The organism is Microbacterium sp. LWS13-1.2 (genome assembly GCF_040144835.1).
GTDB lineage: Bacteria > Actinomycetota > Actinomycetes > Actinomycetales > Microbacteriaceae > Microbacterium.
The window spans coordinates 1,458,893-1,474,441 of the sequence record NZ_CP151632.1 but is presented as its reverse complement, the minus strand read 5'-3'; the positions used below and the strand labels follow the sequence as shown (position 1 = coordinate 1,474,441).

Below are 15,549 nucleotides of genomic sequence, written 5' to 3'. Positions count from 1 at the left end.
GACAGAGTGGACCCGTCGATCGCGACCCGGCTGGGCCGAAGGTCCCGCCCAGGCGATCGTTCCGGACTCTTCGAACCGCCGCGGGGCAGGAGCGGCGCCGGCCAGACCGGCGCGTCGGCCGTGCGGGACCTTGGACCCGGCTCGTTCGTTGGGCGCGAGGAAGATGGGTATCGATCATGAGATACGTCGAGAACGCGCCACGGTTCCCGTTCTTCACAGGCAAGGGCGGCGTGGGCAAGACTTCGGTCGCGTGCGCGACCGCCGTTGAGCTGGCGAGCCACGGGCGGCGGGTGTTGCTCGTCAGTACCGATCCTGCATCTAATCTCGGTCAGGTGTTCGGCATCACGATCGGCAATCTCGTCACGATGATCCCGTCGGTGCCCGGACTGGCGGGCTTGGAGATCGATCCGGAGCAAGCCGTCGAGGCCTACCGGGAGCGCATCATCGCACCGATTCGCGGGCTCCTGCCGGAGATGGAGATCGCAGGGATCACCGAGGGCCTTTCGGGCTCCTGCACGACCGAGATCGCTTCGTTCGATGAGTTCACCCGACTACTCACGGACGACTCCGAATACGCAGACTACGACCACGTCATCTTCGATACGGCGCCCACCGGCCACACGATCCGGCTGCTGCAACTGCCCGGCTCATGGACCGAGTTCCTCTCCACGGGCGGCGACGCCTCATGCCTCGGACCTCTCGCCGGCCTCGAGAAGCAGCGCGCGACGTATGCGGCCGCTGTCGCGACGCTCACCGACCCGGCCCGCACCCGACTGGTTCTGGTCGCCCGCCCTCAGCCGTCCGCGCTGACGGAGATCGAGCGCACGTTCTCCGAGCTGACGGCGATCGGCATGACGCACGCCTTCGTCGTGATCAACGGCGTTCTTCCTGATCGAGCGGGCGACGAGCCGATCGCATCGGCGGTTCGCGCGCGCGAGGCGGCGGCGTTGTCGGCCGTGCCAGCCACGATCGCCGATCTGCCACGCGATGTCCTGGAGTTGAAGGCGGGCAACGTCGTCGGTCTCGACGCGCTCCGCGCGTTCTTCGGACCGGATCGTGCAGCTGCGCCGGCTGCCGACGGGGCGGCGGTCCCCGACCTGCCGGATGCCCCCTTGGCGGCGCTCGTGGACGAGATCGAGCGCGACGGTCGTTGCCTCGTGATGTGCATGGGGAAGGGCGGCGTCGGCAAGACGACTATCGCCGCGGCCCTGGCGCTCGCGCTGGCCCAGCGTGGCCATGAGGAGTCGGCCTTTCTGCGCACGCGTGCCCGCTACGAGATTGCGCAGATCGCGCACGTGCGCGCGCTGGCGGATCGGGTCGCGATCGTCCCGCTGCTCGCAGAGGAGCCGATCGGTGTCACGCGGCTGTCCGCACTGACCGGCGCCATCTCGCAGCCCGCCGCTTGAGGAGTCGCCTCTTGCTCGCGGTTCGTTGCTGAGCGGCGCCAAGCGTCCGGTGATGCGTCGGCTGTCGCGCTGGGACGGCGCTGCGCGCGTGTTGCTCCAGCTCGTCTCGTCGTCGCAGAACGATACCCCAGGGGGTATGCTAGTCTGTAGTCGTCCAACGGGAAAGGTGAAAGCCATGTGCAGGCGCCCTGGCCATCGGCGTGAGGGGCTGCGCCGGTTCGCCGGTGTCCATCGAACTGGATGCTGACACCGTGATCGTCGACGTTCGCACGCCGGCGGAGTACGCGACCGTCGTTCCCTGAGCCCGTTCGTGATCAGAGCCTGCAGGCAGAAGTCTGCGTCGAAAAATACCCTGGGGGGTAAGCAACTCATGCCGACCATTGAAATCATCGAAGCCGGTCTGCCGGCCCTCGACGCCGTCCGGGCGTCGGACATGGACGCTGTCCGGGCCGAGATCAGCCCCACGAACCAGGCAGCGGAGGTCGTGAGATGAGAATCGTGATCGTCGGCGGGGTCGCCGGGGGAATGAGCTGCGCGGCCCGTGCCCGTCGGCTCGACGAATCAGCCGAGATCATCGTGCTCGAGCGAGGCGCTCACGTCTCGTACGCGAACTGCGGACTGCCGTATCTCGTCGGCGGCGAGATCGTCGACCCGCGCGCGCTGCTTGTCCAGACGCCCGATTCGCTGCGCGCTGCGCTCGCGCTCGATGTGCGACCCGGCAATGAAGTCATCGCTGTCGACTCAGACGCGCACCTGGTCACCGTCCGTTCGGCGGACGGGCTCGAGCAGATCGCTTACGACGCGCTCGTGCTGTCGCCCGGTGCCTCCGCGTTCGTTCCGCCGATCCCGGGCGTCGACTCGCCCAGGGTACGCACCCTGCGCACGGTGGAGGACGCCGTAGCCCTTCGAGAGATCGTCACCAAGGGCGCCCGCCGCGCTGTCATCCTCGGCGCGGGATTCATCGGCATCGAAGCGGCTGAAGCGCTGGCGGCGCAAGGCCTCGACGTCTCGGTCGTCGAGCTGGCGCCGCAGCCGCTGCCGCCGGTCGAGCCGGAACTGGCGTGGCTGGTGTCTGAAGAACTGCGCGCACTCGGTATTGATCTGCGTGTCGGCATAGCGGCCACGTCAATCCATCACGAACCGGATGCCGACACCGTGGTGCTCGCCGATGGCACGGAACTGGCGGCAGACCTCATCGTGATGTCCGTAGGCGTGCGCCCCGACACCGCGGTCTTCGAGGAAGCCGGCGTCGCCTGCGAGCGTGGAGCGATGATCGTCGACAGCCACGGTCGCACGAGCGTCCCGGGCATCTGGGCAGTGGGTGACGCGACATTGAGCGTCGATGCGATCACCGGCGCTCGACGCCCCGTCGCTCTCGCCGGTCCCGCCAACCGTGCCGGCCGGCTCGTCGCCGACGACATCATCCGACCCGAGACTGCGCGTGAGATCCCTCAGCCCGTCGGGACCGCCATCGTTCGAGTCGGGTCGTTGACTGCCGCGCTGACCGGCGCGAACCGAATGGCGCTCGACGCCACTGCCACGGACTTCCGTACGCTGCACCTGCATGCGAACCAGCACGCCGGGTACTTTCCGGGCGCCAGCCAGATTCATCTCGTGGTGCACATCGATCCCGAGTCTGGTCGGCTGCTCGGCGCACAGGCTGTCGGCACGGAGGGCGTGGACAAGCGCATCGACGTGCTGGCCACCGCCCTCCGCGCAGGCATGACCGTCGACGAGCTCATCGATCTCGACCTTGCCTACTCCCCGCCGTACGGACAGGCGAAGGATGCCGTGAACCTCACCGGCATGGTCGGCGAGAACGTCCTGAACGGGACGCTGGCGCTCTGGTACTCCGAGGACCTGGACGAAGTGCTCGATGAGGCGCTGATCCTCGATGTGCGCCGCCCCGATGAATGGGATACCGGTCACGTGCCGGGCGCGCTGCACATCCCGCACACCGAGCTACGTGAACGCCTCGACGAGGTGCGGGAAGTGGCGGCGGGTCGTCCGGTTCGGGTGATGTGCGCCTCGGGTGTGCGATCGGCCATCGCCCATCGTGTGCTCGCCCAGGCCGGCATGGACTCTGCGTCGCTCTCGGGCGGCATCCTCACCCTGCGCGCCGCACTCGGCGCGCGAGCCTCAGACGTGCTCGAGACCGAAGGGGTGCTGCAGGGTGTCTGACGCCCAGAAGCTCATTTCGAATCGGCTTCGTCGCGCGCGCGGACAGCTGGACGCGGTGATCGCGGCGGTCGACGCCAATGAACCCTGCCGTGATGTCGTCACCCAGCTCGCCGCCGTCTCCAGCGCCTTGAACCGCGCCGGCTTCGTCATCATCTCGACGGCGATGAAGGAGTGCGTCGCCAGCCCCGATATCGAACGTGGCGACGACGACCTGACCACCGAAGAGCTCGAAAAGCTCTTCCTCATGCTCGCCTGACCCCTGGAGGAGACAACCCATGTGTTACGCCGTGAAATGCGAGAAATGTGGAAAAACAACCTGGTCCGGGTGTGGACAGCACGTCGACCAAGTCATGCGCGGCGTCCCCGCGTCTCAGCGTTGTGAAGGTCACGCCAACGAGCCGTCCAACGGATTCTTCGCCCGACTCTTCGGTCGTTGAACCGGCCCGGGGGAGTGAGCCTCACGCGAGAGTGAGGAACAGCTTCTCAAGTTCCTCCGGCGTCATCGACTTGTCGTCCGGGTCGGCGATGCAGGTGCGCATCGCCGATGCCACGATGGCGTATCCCGCCCGATCGAGCGCCTTCGAGACGGCCGACAGCTGGATCACGATGTCGCGACACTCGGCGCCGGACTCGACGGCCCGGATGACAGCGCCGAGCTGACCCTCCGCACGACGAAGCCGATTGACGATCTTGCGCTGCTGCGCAGCGAGATCTGCCGCGCCATCCACGTCGGAAAGAGTCGCGTCGTTGCTCGTCATGTGGGCTTCCTCACTCCTCGGCTGTGTTCCTGCCTGCAAGGATACCCGCCTGGGTATGTTCGAGGGCGCTCTGACACGACACAGAGCGTGTCATCCCCGCCGTCCGCTGTCTCCTGCCGGCACGCGCACTCGGGGATCGACGGGCTCTGCGTCGCTTCGCCCGGTCAGCGCAGGCGTAGCCTCCCCTCATGATCGAGACAGAAGGCGGCATGAATCCGGCACACGCCACCGAGCGGTCACCGTGAAGGTGGCCATGCTTGGTCCGATCGCGTGGCGCACACCGCCGCGCCACTACGGACCGTGGGAGCGCGTCACCAGCCTCTTGACCGAGGGGCTGGTGCGCAGGGGCGTCGATGTCACGCTGTTCGCGACCGCCGACTCCGAGACGGCCGCGGCGCTCGAGTTCGTGGCACCGCACGGCTACGCCGAGGATCCGCAGATGGATGGCCGGGTGTGGGAGGCGCTGCATGTCGCCCGTGCGATGGAGCGGTCCGCCGAGTTCGACATCGTGCACAACCAGCTCGATTGGCTGCCGCTCGTGTTCGGTGCCCAGTGGGCGGCACCGATGGTGACGACGATCCACGGCTTCTCGGGTGACGCGATCCTGCCAGCCTACGAACGGTCGGCATCCGCCTTCGTCTCGATCTCGGATGCCGACCGCTCACCTGGCCTCGATTACGTCGCGACGGTCCACCACGGCATCGACATGGTCGAACTCGACAGCCCGGCATCGACGGGCGACGACCTCGTCGTGTTCGGGCGCATACACCCTGACAAGGGCATCGCCGACGCGATCGAGATCGCCGCGCGCGCAGGACGTCGGCTTGTGATCTGCGGGATCGTCCAGGATGCCGCGTACTTCGCGCAGCGGATCGAACCCCGCATCGACGGCGACAGAGTCGTGTACCGCGGATCGGTCGGCCCGGCCGAGCGCGCAGACGTGCTGACATCGGCTGCGGTGCTGCTGCATCCCATCCACTTCGACGAGCCGTTCGGGCTGTCGGTCGTAGAGGCCATGGCGTGCGGCACCCCCGTCGTGGCGTACCGGCGCGGGTCGATGCCCGAGATCATCGACGAAGGCGTCACCGGCTTCGTCGTCGACGATGTCGCCGCGGCGGTCGACCGCGTCGCCAGCGCGGTGGCGCTCGATCGCGGCACCGTCCGCGCCAGGGCCCGGGAGCGGTTCGACGTCGAGCGCATGGTCGATGGCTACCTCGAGGTCTACGAGCTGGTCCTCGCCTCGCCCCGAAGCCGCACATGAGGGTGGTGTAGGGTGCGAAACAAAGCGCAGCCATGCTCACCGGTCGCGTAAACCGGACCGCGGCGACGCTGGCGCAGTTCCACGAGGGATGCCGTCGGCAGACGTCTCGAGTCCCCGGGTCGATCGATACCGGGCCGACAGAGATGGTCACCATGACCCGCTTCGGTTTTCTCTCCACTTATCCGCCCACCCGCTGCGGTCTCGCCACGTTCACGGAGGCGCTTGCCGGTGCGCTCGCCGCGGGCGAGCCGCACACGCCCACGATCGTCCGGGTGCTCGACGTGATGGACAGCCATCGCGGCGCCGAAGAGACCGGCCGGATCCCGAGCACGGTGGAGCTGGTTGCACGCAACCGGGTGACCTTGCGGGCGGCCGTCCGTGCGCTCGACGAGTGCGACGTCGCGATCGTTCAGCACGAGTACGGGATCTACGGGGGCCCGGACGGCGACGAGATCATCCCGTTGCTCCGATCGCTGAACACGCCGGCGATCGTCGTGCTCCACACGGTGCTCTCCGCGCCGACCGCCCACCAGCGGGTAGTGCTCGACACGGTGTGCAAACTGGCCGCGAACGTCGTCGTGATGACCGACAACGCCAGCGAGATCCTGCTGCGCACGTACAGCGTCAAGCGATCGAAAGTCCGCGTCATCCCTCACGGCGTGCCGGTGTCACATGAAGCTCGCGTGACGAAGGACGGCGGGTCGAAGCGCGTCCTCACATGGGGACTCATCTCGCCCGGCAAGGGGATCGAGTGGGGCATCCGCGCCTTGGCCAAGTTGCAGGATGCCGGCACGCCGGTGACGTATGTCATAGCTGGTCAGACCCATCCCAAGGTGGTCGCGCGCGACGGAGAGCGCCACCGCGAAACACTGCAGCGGCTGATCGACGACCTCGATCTGGCCGACGTCGTCACACTCGATGACCGTTACCTCAACGACTCGCAGCTCGCCGAGCACGTGGCCCGGGCCGACGTCGTTCTGCTGCCCTACGACTCTCGCGACCAGGCGACGTCCGGTGTGCTGATCGAGGCGGTAGCCGCGGGGGTCCCCGTCGTGGCGACAGGCTTCCCGCACGCCGTCGAGCTGCTGGGCAGGGGAGCGGGGCTGATCGCTCGGCATCAGGACCCGCATTCGATGTCAGAGGCCATCCGGACGATCCTCGCGGCCGAGACCACCGCGCAGCAGATGCACGACGCTGCGCTGCGCGACACGCAGGATGCCTCGTGGCCCGCGGTCGCCGAGCAGTACCGCGCACTGGCCGGCCGTATGGTGGCGATCGCGGCATGACCGGTCACGCAACCGACCAGAGCGCGTCGGGCGCGCCCACCTTCGCCCACCTCCTGGCAATGTCAGATGGGCACGGCCTCTTCGAACACGCGCTCCTGGATAGGCCCCGCCGCGATCACGGCTACTGCGTCGACGACGTCTCGCGCGCTCTCGTCGTTCTGCTGCGTGAGTCCGAGCGCACTGCGGAACTTGATCGGCTCGTCAGCACATGTCTCCGGTTCCTCGAGGCCGCTGTCGACGTCGACGGCCAGGTGCACAACCGCATGGCTGCCGGAGGCGAGTGGACGGACGATGCCGGGCTCGGCGATTGGTGGGGTCGCGCGCTGCGCGCCCTCGGCGCGGCATCCGTCGAACTCCCGACCGCATCGGATCGCTCGCGTGCCCGGATCACGTTCCACCGCGCCGCATCTTCGAGATCACCGCACGGGCGGGCGATGGCGTTCGCGACGCTGGGAGCGGCAGACGTGCTCAGCGCCGACCCCGACGACCTCTCCGCCCGCGCCTTGCTGCTGGACGGGGTTGCTTCGATCGCGGTCCCATCCGACCCCCGCTGGCCATGGCCCGAACCGCGCCTGCGCTACGCCAACGCGGCGCTCCCCGAAGCCCTCCTCGCCGGGGGTGCGGCCATGGACGATCCTCGGATCGTGGCTCGCGGACTCGCGATGCTGCGGTTCCTGCTGGATGTCGAGACACGTGACGGCCACCTGTCGGTGACGGGGGTCAGCGGCCGCAGCCCCGCTCAGCGGTCGGTTCAATTCGATCAGCAGCCCATCGAGGTGGCCGCCATCGCGGACGCGTGCGCCCGTGCTTTCGCCCTCACTGCGGATCCTTCGTGGCGCGACGGTGTCGCGGCGGCGTGGGCGTGGTTCACGGGCGACAACGACGCCCTCACACCCATGATCGATCTCGAGTCGGGAGCGGGCTTCGACGGACTGGAGGCAGGCGGGCGCAACGAGAACCAAGGGGCCGAATCCACACTCGCGGCCCTCTGCACCTACCAGCAGGCTGCCCGCCTCGGAGTGGTGGAACGGGTGGCGCCATGACGATTCGCGAGCATCCTGCGAGCCTCGACCACGATCCGACCCGTGTGGTGGCCAGATTCTTCCTCCCCGGCGAGGGACTGCGCTCGTCGCATTCGCGCGTCGCACAGATCATCGCCCGAGTGCTCGCGGGACCTGCCGCACTGACCGAGCGGATGGCGGCACACGTCGTCGGGGAGCTCTCGGCCAGGCATGCGGGTGTCGCCGACCTGCTGGCCGCGAATGCTCGAGCTGTCGCCAGCCGCATCGTGGGCCCCGCGGCTCTCACGGATGCTCAGGGAGCGGTGCTGGGGGCGGCCTTCACGGCGGAGTATGCCGTCGAGGGGGCGGCCCTCTGCAACCCCAGCGCCGTCGAGCATCCCTCGCAGGACGGACTCGGTCCGAACGAGCTGCGGGTGGCCATCGCCTTGCGCTGCATCGGAGAAGGGCACGTCTCGTCCATCGGATTCGCCGAAGCAGTGATCGACGCCGATGATGGCTGGACATTCGAGGAACGCGCGACGCCGCTGACGCTTCCCCTCGTGCGGGGTGCCGAGTGGTCTCGACAGCACTTCGGCCGCGCGCTCGAGCATGAAGGCCACCTCACCGATCTGGCCAGCGCGGTGCTCAGCAATCTCCCCGAGAGGTTCAGCGTGGCCGAGCTGGAGTACGCCCTCCTGGAGCTCCCGGACCAGCTCTCGACCCGTCCCGACAGCCGCTGGCCGACGCAGGCGATGCGCGACATGGCGGCGTCCGCATACCGGGCCGATTTCCCGCCCGACTCGCCCCTGAGTGGACGGATGCTTCTGCCCGTCGACGCCGAGGAGAACCACGGCATGGAAGACGCGCGGTTCGTCCACTTCACCGGTGCCGACGCGGTCACCGGCTATCGCGCGACCTACACCGCGTACGACGGCCACGACATCGCGCCTCGCCTGATCACATCGCCGGATCTCCGCGAGTTCACGATCCACCGCCTGACCGGCAGCGGCGCCCACAACAAGGGGATGGCGCTCTTTCCGCGGCTCGTCGGGGATCTTCACCTCGCCCTCAGCCGCACCGACGGCGAGAACATCTCCCTCGCGACGTCGATCGACGGCGTCATCTGGGACGACGCGGGCATCGTTCATCGCCCTACCGAGCTGTGGGAGCTCGTTCAGCTCGGAAACTGCGGCGCACCCATCGAGACGGAGCGCGGATGGCTGGTCCTCACGCACGGAGTCGGGCCATTGCGCACATACTCACTTGGCGCGATCCTGCTCGATCTCGATGACCCGTCTCGCGTGGTGGGACGGTCACGCGAGCCACTTCTGCAGCCGGTGAGCATGCTGCGCGACGGCTACGTGCCGCGGGTCGTCTACTCGTGCGGCGCTATCGCGCATCGGGGAACCCTGTGGATTCCGGTCGGCGTCGGCGATGACCGCATCCGCATCTTCTCGATCGGGATCGATGAAGTGATCGCCTCTCTCCATCCGTGAGCGTTTCGACGTCGCCGGCCGACCGTGCCCCCCCACACGCCTACTGGCGAGGAGTAATCTGAGGTCATGCTGACGGTGATCGTGATCCTCCTCGTGGTGTGGGCGATCCTCGCCGTCGTGGGGTTCGCTCTCGAGGGGCTGCTCTGGCTGGGGATCATCGGCGTCATCCTCTTCGTAGGCACTCTGATCTTCGGTTTCGTGCGGCGAGCGGCCGGTCGCCGGAACAGCGCCCCCTGACCCGACAGGTGGCGCCCGACCGGAGTCGCAGGGTCGGGTGAGCCGCGTTCAGCGGTCGAGTTGCATCTGCGCCCACGTGAGAGCGGTCGCTGCCCCGAACACGATCGGGACGGTGACGACGCCCAGCAGCGAAGGCCATGGCACGGTGTCCGGGGCGATCGCCCAGAGCGCTGGGGCGATGAGCGGAACCCAGACGCCCACGCCGAGCACGGCGCAGACCTGCGCCACGATCAGGAGCACGATGGTGGCGGCGATGCCGGCCAGGATGCTGCGTGCGACGCTTGCCACCCAGCCGGCCGGGACCGCCAGGCACGCGGTAAGAAGGGTGAGCAGCGGGATCCTGAGGAGTTGCAGCGTCCCATCGGGGTCGGTCGAGGGCAGACCGGCCGCGGTTCCGATCATGCCGAGCATGGCGGTGAGCACCAACGCCATGACGGTCGCCCACCCGAGAAAGACGAGGAGCTTGCCGACCGCGAGGGACGAACGCGGAATGGGGAGGGCGAACAGACCGGCGACGGTGCCGTCGGCGAACTCGCGGCCATAGAGCCAGGCGATGAGGATGCCACAGGCACCGAATCCTCCTGCGGCGAGGATCTGCGCCGCTGTGCCGACCAGCAATGTCCAGCCGTTCGTGTCTGCGAGCGGTCCGAGTCGGGCAAGCACTCGCTCGTCGCCAGCGGCTGCGGCCGCCAGCAACCCGCCTGTGAGCGCCGCGAGCGCGAGGATGAGGATCCCGGACGTCCATGGAACGACGCGCGAGGCGACGGCCTTGCGGGCTTCGACCGACACGGCTACCCCGAGGGCGTTCATTCCGGCCGCCGCGAGAGGTCATCGGCGTGGACCAGTGAGAAGAATGCCCGCTCGAGGTCGACCGTGGCGGGATCGAGTGCTCCGATGATGCGGCCGTCGTTCATGACGCTGATCCGGTCGGCGATGCGCGCCACCTCGTCGAGGTGGTGGCTGGAGACGACCACACCGGCGCCGGACTGTGCGCGGCGGAGCAGCGCCCCGCGAAGCAGGATCACGCCGGCCGGGTCGAGCGCGTTGGTTGGCTCGTCGAGGATGATGAGTCGCGGGTCGTGCTGGAGAGCGGCCGCCAATCCGACTCGTTGGCGATTGCCCAGGGACAGCCGGCGTGCGCGAACGCGCCCGTACCGCGTCAGGTCGAGTTCAGCGATCACCGACTCCACCATCGCCGTGGCTTCGACCGGCGTCGCGCCGTGCAGCCGGGCCGACAGACGCAGATTGCTGCGCACGTCCAGCTCCCCGTAGGCGACGGCCTGTTCGACAAGGTGGCCGACCCCCGCCCACGCTCGCGGAGGCAGGTCGGCTAGCGCCATCCCGCCGACCCGGACCTCACCCTCATCGGGACGCAGCATGCCCAACATCAGGCGCATGATCGTGGTCTTGCCGACGCCGTTCAGGCCCACCAACGCGTGAATCTCACCGCCTCTCACAGTGAGGTCGACGCCGTGCACGCCCGCGCCGCCGCGGAACGCGCGGCGAACCCCGCGCAACTCCACACGAAATTCACTGGTCTGCTGCCGCGCACGGCTACCGGCCATGATGCCGTCCTGCCTGAAGCTCGATCTGTTCCAGGACTCGAATCGCTGCGTCGGGCCCATCCTCGGACGCGAGTTGCGCCGACAGGGTGCTGGCGGATGCCGCGTACGTCGCGTTCGAGAGAAGCTCGGCGAGCCTCGCGGCGAGAGCGTTGCTCGTTGCTCGGGGCAACGGCAGTGGACGCGGTCCGACGCCGAGCTCGTGTACACGGCGCCCCCAGAACGGTTGATCGCCGAGCACCGGGCACACGAGCGTCGGCTTGCCGGCGCGCAACCCGGCCGCGGTAGTGCCGGATCCGCTGTGATGGACCACGGCATCCACACGGGAGAAGAGCCAATCGTGAGGCACCTCGTCGACAGGGTGGATGTACTCATTCGGCTCGATCGTCAGCGCACCCCAGCCGGTGGACACCACCGCCCGCGCCCCGACCTCGTCGAGAGCCTCGCGGACCAGGCGGCCCCGGTCCTCGGCTCTGCCGCCGAAGGCCATGCTGCCGAACCCGAGATAGATGACCGGGCGATCCCCGCCAAGGAACTCGGCCAGGTCGCGCGGAGGCTCCCAGCCTCGCGCGCTCTCGCCGAACCAATAACCGGTGACGTGCGCGGAGGAAGGGTAGTCGGCGGGGACAGGCACGACATGCCGGCTGAACGGATAGAGCACTGGGACGGCGGCGCCCTCTCGGGTCGTGAGGTAGTCGGTGCGTCTGCTCATCCGCGACAGCCCGAGAGTTTCGCGGCGGAACCTGTTGATCATGCCACCGTACGCAAGCGCGGTGAATCGATTGAAGTCGTAGGAGATCCGGTTGAGCGACCCCGGCAGCTGTCGGCTGAGGAACGGAACCGGGAAGGCGGATGTGGGGGTCAGGAACGGCAGGGGCAGGGAGGCGACGAACGGCAGCCCGAGGCGCTCCGCCACATGCAGACCGCCGAGGGCTTTCGGATGCCCCACGATCACCGTGGGCTGGACCTGCTGCGCGATCTGCCACTGCTCCTGGAGGGAGACGCGCATGCCTTGCGCCATCTCTCGGGCGAGGGTCAGAGCGTGGGCGGGGCCGCGCAGCCGTGTCATGCCGGCGCGCATCACTCGGTCCATCTCGGTCGCCATCGGCTCGAAGTCGACGTCGGCCGCAACCGTCTCACGGTACGGTTCCGGGGCGGCCAGCACCGCAGTGTGTCCGGCCGCGGTCAGGCGCTGAGCGAGGGCGGCGAACGGCTCGACGTCGCCACGGGTGCCGAAGGTGAGGATGAGTACGCGCATCAGCAAGTCCAATCGACGAAACGATCGCCGACCAGGCTTCCCGGCACTCCTACGGTCACCATACAACCCACTGCCTCGCAGCCGCATGAGCCGCGGGCCACCGACCCATCGCACGATCCGTCGACCACATGGTCAGTCGTTCATGCCCTCGGAGGTCACGATCTTACTGAGGCGTTCGTCTTTGGTTCCGATGGCGTCGAGCGCGGGGACAGCAGAGGCTTCTCGCGCCGGTCGTGAAACGAGGCAGCCACGTCGCAACCGTCGCATCAGCGGGGTCGAGATCGGCGGAATCACAAGCCGCGCGCGACCCAAGTGCACGATAACTGTGCCACGAGATTTCAAGCGGGTCGCGATCCCTTGAAAACACTGGGATCGCAGGTGCGGAGGATGGGGGATTCGAACTCTCGTTTTCGCGAGCGCCAATGGAGGGTTTTGCCGCGTAATTCCGCGGTTTTCGGAGCGACGCGATTGGACACGCCTGCGTTAACAGACCCCAATCTGCACGGCGTGTCGCGCTCAACTGTGCCAGTAGATGTGTCGCGATCCGGCTCGCTCCATTGGTCGAGCGCCCCTCGCGGTGGCGTTGGGACCTGCCTGCCTGCGGCTCGCCCGGCGCTCGATCGCCGGGCGCCGCCTGTGCTTCCGCCCGGTGCCGCGTGAGTGCGCGGCACCGGGCGGAAGGCGGGTGCGGCCCTTGTCTCAGTCCTCGCCGAGTCCGGCGGCCGAGACCGGCTCGTCGCCGGCTTCCGCGAGATGTTCATTGAGCAGGCGCAGGTCGAACAGTCCCTCGATCGAGCCGTCCTTCTGCGTGCCGGCCTGGATGCCGTCCTCGACGAGGGTTTCGAAGGTGTCGGCGTGCGGGTCGACGGAGAACGTGACGTGCTCCAGGGCGCGTTCGATGACGGCGTCGGCGAGCGGCTTGCCGGTCTCCTTCTCGATCGCACTGTTGATCACGGCAGGAGCCTGGTCGGCGTTGTCGGTGATCCACTGCACCGCCGCCTGGTGGCCTTCCAGCAGGTCGGCGACCACGTCGGGGTGCTCGTCGAGGAAGTCGTTGCGCACCAGCAGCACCGTGGTGGGGAACTCGCCGTCTTCCCAGAGGTCGGCCTCGTCCTGCAGCACGTGGGCGCCGGCGTCGATGATCAGCCGGGACACCCAGGGTTCGGGCAGCCAGGCGCCGTCGAGCTCGCCCTGCTGGAAGAGCGTGAGGGTCTGCGCGTTCTCGGTCGGGGTGATCTGCACGTCGCCGCCGCCGGAGGTGTCGGTGACGAAGCCCTCGTCGGCCAGCCACACCCGGGCCGCGACGTCCTGCGTGTTGCCCAGCTGCGGCGTCGCGATGGTGGTGCCCTCCAGGTCGGCCGGGGTGTCGATGCCGTCGCGGACCACCAGCGCGGCACCGCCGGTCGCGGCGCCGGCGATGATGCGGGCGGACTCGCCGCCTGACTGGATGAAGGTATTGATCGACGGGTTCGGGCCGATGTAGGTCGCATCGATCGCACCCGCCGACAGCGCCTCGATCGCCGCCGGGCCGGCGTTGAACACCTGCGTGGTGACCTCGACGTCCTCACCGAGCGCGTCGGCGAAGAGGCCCTCCTCCAGGCCGACGAGGGCGGGCGCGTGGGTGACGTTCGCGAAGTAGCCCAGCCGCAGCTCACCCACCGATGGGCCGGCGTCGGCCGCGTCAGTGGTCTCGGCCGGTGCCCCGGCGGCGGAGGCGCAACCGGCCATCATGGCCGCAACGAGTCCGAGAGACGTGATTGCTGTCGCGGTACGGAGTTTGTTCACGGTGTCGCCTTCGGTCGGCATTACTCGGGTTGGGGTAACTGCGCGGTCGCGCACTATCGGGCAGCGGTTCACGTCGCCGGGCCGGGACGCTACAGGGAGCCATCGGCGACAGTAGGAGCGTCCAAGCCGCCGATCTAGCCGGGTCGTCAAACCGAGAAACCGAGCGTCATCATCTGTCACCCGAGTTGCATTCGGAATTGCGGGTGGAGGCATGGCGAGTATGTCTTCCGCACCAGCGCTGTCCATTGTCACGCTGGGCAGATCCGGACTGGGCGACTCGTGGACCGACGATGGGTGAGGTGCCACGGAAGCGAGCTGGCGCGGCTCCCCTTGTTCCTGTGTGACGTCGCGTGTCGCCCTGTCGCGGCGTGTTTCGTCGGAACGTTTTACCCGGTCAGCGGCCCGACCAGCATGACCGTATGGTCACCCCACTCATCTCGGCGACCCAGCTCGCCGATCTCATGCGCGGCGGCACACCGCCGCGGATCCTCGATGTGCGCTGGCGCCTGGATCGGCCCGAGGGCCGTCCCGACTACCTCGACGGGCACCTGCCGGGAGCGGTCTACGTCGACCTGGACCACGAGCTTGCGCGGCGCGGCGACCCGGCTGAGGGGCGGCATCCGCTCCCGCCGCGCGAGCAGCTGCAGGCCGCCGCTCGGCGGTGGGGGATCCGCGCCGGCGATACGGTCGTGGCCTACGACGACGTGCACTCGGTCGCCGCCGCCCGCGCCTGGTGGGTGCTGACACGATCCGGAGTCGCCGACGTGCGGGTGCTCGATGGCGGGCTGCGGGGCTGGCTCGCGGAGCGACTCCCGCTCGAGACCGGCGACGTGCTGCCGCGGCCGCCGGGAGACATCGTGCTCGACGAGATCACCGAGGGCGTAGCCGACATCGATGGCGTCGAGGAATGGCCCGACCACGGCCTACTGCTCGACGTGCGCGCGCCCGAGCGGTATCGCGGCGACAGCGAACCGCTCGACCCGGTCGGCGGGCATATCCCGGGCGCCGTGAACCTGCCGACGACCGTGCACCTGTCGGCCGGGAAGTTCCGCTCGGCGGACGAGATCCGCGCGGAGTTCGCCGCCGCGGGCGTGCGAGATGGTGTCGCCGTGGCGGCGTACTGCGGCTCGGGCATCGCGGCGACTCACACGGCCCTCGCCGGCGTGATCGCCGGCATCGATGTGGTGGTCTATCCCGGCTCGTGGAGTCAATGGTCCCGCTCGCGCGGCCGGCTGGTCGCCGTCGGCCCGGCGCCCTCGCTGGACGTGGTGCCTCAATGACCGCCCCGGTCATCGTCGGTGATGGTCTGCACCCGAGC

Annotated in this window: 15 protein-coding genes; 10 read left to right on the top strand and 5 right to left on the bottom strand. The window is 68.5% G+C overall.

Annotation, left to right across the window (positions count from 1 at the left end; genetic code table 11):
* Nucleotides 1-176: 176 nt before the first annotated feature.
* The 4 genes from MRBLWS13_RS07035 to MRBLWS13_RS07020 all read left to right on the top strand — a co-directional run bounded on the left by MRBLWS13_RS07035 (nucleotide 177) and on the right by MRBLWS13_RS07020 (nucleotide 3,843).
* On the top strand, nucleotides 177-1,406 hold the full coding sequence (locus MRBLWS13_RS07035) for a TRC40/GET3/ArsA family transport-energizing ATPase (protein WP_349428304.1): 1,230 nt from the start codon (nucleotides 177-179) through the stop codon (nucleotides 1,404-1,406).
* A 370-nt stretch (nucleotides 1,407-1,776) separates the two neighbouring features.
* Nucleotides 1,777-1,899, top strand: coding sequence for a hypothetical protein (locus tag MRBLWS13_RS07030; RefSeq protein WP_349428303.1), 123 nt, complete (start codon nucleotides 1,777-1,779; stop codon nucleotides 1,897-1,899).
* Nucleotides 1,896-3,587: an FAD-dependent oxidoreductase gene (locus MRBLWS13_RS07025; protein WP_349428302.1), complete on the top strand. Its 1,692-nt coding sequence runs from the start codon at nucleotides 1,896-1,898 to the stop codon at nucleotides 3,585-3,587. The genes MRBLWS13_RS07030 and MRBLWS13_RS07025 overlap by 4 nt, the downstream gene beginning before the upstream one ends.
* Entirely contained in the window at nucleotides 3,580-3,843 is a 264-nt protein-coding gene (locus tag MRBLWS13_RS07020) for a metal-sensitive transcriptional regulator (protein ID WP_349428301.1), read from the top strand. The genes MRBLWS13_RS07025 and MRBLWS13_RS07020 overlap by 8 nt, the downstream gene beginning before the upstream one ends.
* A 202-nt stretch (nucleotides 3,844-4,045) precedes the next feature.
* On the opposite strand, the gene MRBLWS13_RS07015 is transcribed toward MRBLWS13_RS07020, so the two are convergent.
* Nucleotides 4,046-4,345: a metal-sensitive transcriptional regulator gene (locus tag MRBLWS13_RS07015; protein WP_349428300.1), complete on the bottom strand. Its 300-nt coding sequence runs from the start codon at nucleotides 4,343-4,345 to the stop codon at nucleotides 4,046-4,048.
* Between the two features lie 253 nt (nucleotides 4,346-4,598).
* Between MRBLWS13_RS07015 and MRBLWS13_RS07010 the strand changes: the two genes are divergently transcribed.
* The 5 genes from MRBLWS13_RS07010 (at nucleotide 4,599) to MRBLWS13_RS06990 (ending at nucleotide 9,626) form a co-directional block, all read left to right on the top strand.
* A complete protein-coding gene (locus MRBLWS13_RS07010) occupies nucleotides 4,599-5,606 on the top strand; it encodes a glycosyltransferase family 4 protein (RefSeq protein WP_349428299.1) in 1,008 nt (335 codons plus the stop codon).
* A 152-nt stretch (nucleotides 5,607-5,758) separates the two neighbouring features.
* On the top strand, nucleotides 5,759-6,892 hold the full coding sequence (locus tag MRBLWS13_RS07005) for a glycosyltransferase (RefSeq protein WP_349428298.1): 1,134 nt from the start codon (nucleotides 5,759-5,761) through the stop codon (nucleotides 6,890-6,892).
* Nucleotides 6,889-7,935 (top strand): glycosyltransferase, encoded by a 1,047-nt coding sequence (locus MRBLWS13_RS07000; protein ID WP_349428297.1) that lies wholly within the window; start codon nucleotides 6,889-6,891, stop codon nucleotides 7,933-7,935. Before MRBLWS13_RS07005 ends, MRBLWS13_RS07000 begins: the two co-directional genes overlap by 4 nt.
* The gene (locus tag MRBLWS13_RS06995) at nucleotides 7,932-9,389 is read left to right on the top strand and encodes a glycosylase (RefSeq protein WP_349428296.1); all 1,458 of its coding nucleotides are present in this window, start codon (nucleotides 7,932-7,934) and stop codon (nucleotides 9,387-9,389) included. The genes MRBLWS13_RS07000 and MRBLWS13_RS06995 overlap by 4 nt, the downstream gene beginning before the upstream one ends.
* A 66-nt stretch (nucleotides 9,390-9,455) precedes the next feature.
* Complete coding sequence (locus MRBLWS13_RS06990; RefSeq protein ID WP_349428295.1) at nucleotides 9,456-9,626, top strand: hypothetical protein; 171 nt, start codon at nucleotides 9,456-9,458, stop codon at nucleotides 9,624-9,626.
* Between the two features lie 48 nt (nucleotides 9,627-9,674).
* Here MRBLWS13_RS06990 and MRBLWS13_RS06985 read toward each other — a convergent pair whose 3' ends face one another.
* The 4 genes from MRBLWS13_RS06985 to MRBLWS13_RS06970 all read right to left on the bottom strand — a co-directional run bounded on the left by MRBLWS13_RS06985 (nucleotide 9,675) and on the right by MRBLWS13_RS06970 (nucleotide 14,231).
* Nucleotides 9,675-10,436, bottom strand: a complete 762-nt coding sequence (locus MRBLWS13_RS06985; protein WP_349428294.1) for an ABC transporter permease — start codon at nucleotides 10,434-10,436, stop codon at nucleotides 9,675-9,677.
* Nucleotides 10,433-11,251, bottom strand: a complete 819-nt coding sequence (locus MRBLWS13_RS06980) for an ABC transporter ATP-binding protein (RefSeq protein ID WP_349428293.1) — start codon at nucleotides 11,249-11,251, stop codon at nucleotides 10,433-10,435. Before MRBLWS13_RS06980 ends, MRBLWS13_RS06985 begins: the two co-directional genes overlap by 4 nt.
* Nucleotides 11,181-12,446 carry a glycosyltransferase gene (locus MRBLWS13_RS06975; RefSeq protein WP_349428292.1) on the bottom strand — a complete coding sequence of 422 codons (1,266 nt, stop codon included), beginning with the start codon at nucleotides 12,444-12,446 and terminating at the stop codon, nucleotides 11,181-11,183. The genes MRBLWS13_RS06980 and MRBLWS13_RS06975 overlap by 71 nt, the downstream gene beginning before the upstream one ends.
* Nucleotides 12,447-13,145: 699 nt before the next feature.
* On the bottom strand, nucleotides 13,146-14,231 hold the full coding sequence (locus MRBLWS13_RS06970; protein WP_349428291.1) for an ABC transporter substrate-binding protein: 1,086 nt from the start codon (nucleotides 14,229-14,231) through the stop codon (nucleotides 13,146-13,148).
* A 419-nt stretch (nucleotides 14,232-14,650) separates the two neighbouring features.
* Between MRBLWS13_RS06970 and MRBLWS13_RS06965 the strand changes: the two genes are divergently transcribed.
* Nucleotides 14,651-15,511: a sulfurtransferase gene (locus MRBLWS13_RS06965; RefSeq protein ID WP_349428290.1), complete on the top strand. Its 861-nt coding sequence runs from the start codon at nucleotides 14,651-14,653 to the stop codon at nucleotides 15,509-15,511.
* Nucleotides 15,512-15,549 lie beyond the last annotated feature (38 nt).

Coding starts and splice junctions, on each gene's coding strand:
- MRBLWS13_RS07035 (WP_349428304.1), top strand. CDS start 177: ATGAGATACGTCGAGAACGCGCCACGGTTCCCGTTCTTCACAGGCAAG.
- MRBLWS13_RS06965 (WP_349428290.1), top strand. CDS start 14,651: ATGGTCACCCCACTCATCTCGGCGACCCAGCTCGCCGATCTCATGCGC.
- MRBLWS13_RS07030 (WP_349428303.1), top strand. CDS start 1,777: ATGCCGACCATTGAAATCATCGAAGCCGGTCTGCCGGCCCTCGACGCC.
- MRBLWS13_RS06990 (WP_349428295.1), top strand. CDS start 9,456: ATGCTGACGGTGATCGTGATCCTCCTCGTGGTGTGGGCGATCCTCGCC.
- MRBLWS13_RS07015 (WP_349428300.1), bottom strand. CDS start 4,345: ATGACGAGCAACGACGCGACTCTTTCCGACGTGGATGGCGCGGCAGAT.
- MRBLWS13_RS07025 (WP_349428302.1), top strand. CDS start 1,896: ATGAGAATCGTGATCGTCGGCGGGGTCGCCGGGGGAATGAGCTGCGCG.
- MRBLWS13_RS06995 (WP_349428296.1), top strand. CDS start 7,932: ATGACGATTCGCGAGCATCCTGCGAGCCTCGACCACGATCCGACCCGT.
- MRBLWS13_RS06975 (WP_349428292.1), bottom strand. CDS start 12,446: ATGCGCGTACTCATCCTCACCTTCGGCACCCGTGGCGACGTCGAGCCG.
- MRBLWS13_RS06985 (WP_349428294.1), bottom strand. CDS start 10,436: ATGAACGCCCTCGGGGTAGCCGTGTCGGTCGAAGCCCGCAAGGCCGTC.
- MRBLWS13_RS06980 (WP_349428293.1), bottom strand. CDS start 11,251: ATGGGCCCGACGCAGCGATTCGAGTCCTGGAACAGATCGAGCTTCAGG.
- MRBLWS13_RS07005 (WP_349428298.1), top strand. CDS start 5,759: ATGACCCGCTTCGGTTTTCTCTCCACTTATCCGCCCACCCGCTGCGGT.
- MRBLWS13_RS07000 (WP_349428297.1), top strand. CDS start 6,889: ATGACCGGTCACGCAACCGACCAGAGCGCGTCGGGCGCGCCCACCTTC.
- MRBLWS13_RS07010 (WP_349428299.1), top strand. CDS start 4,599: ATGCTTGGTCCGATCGCGTGGCGCACACCGCCGCGCCACTACGGACCG.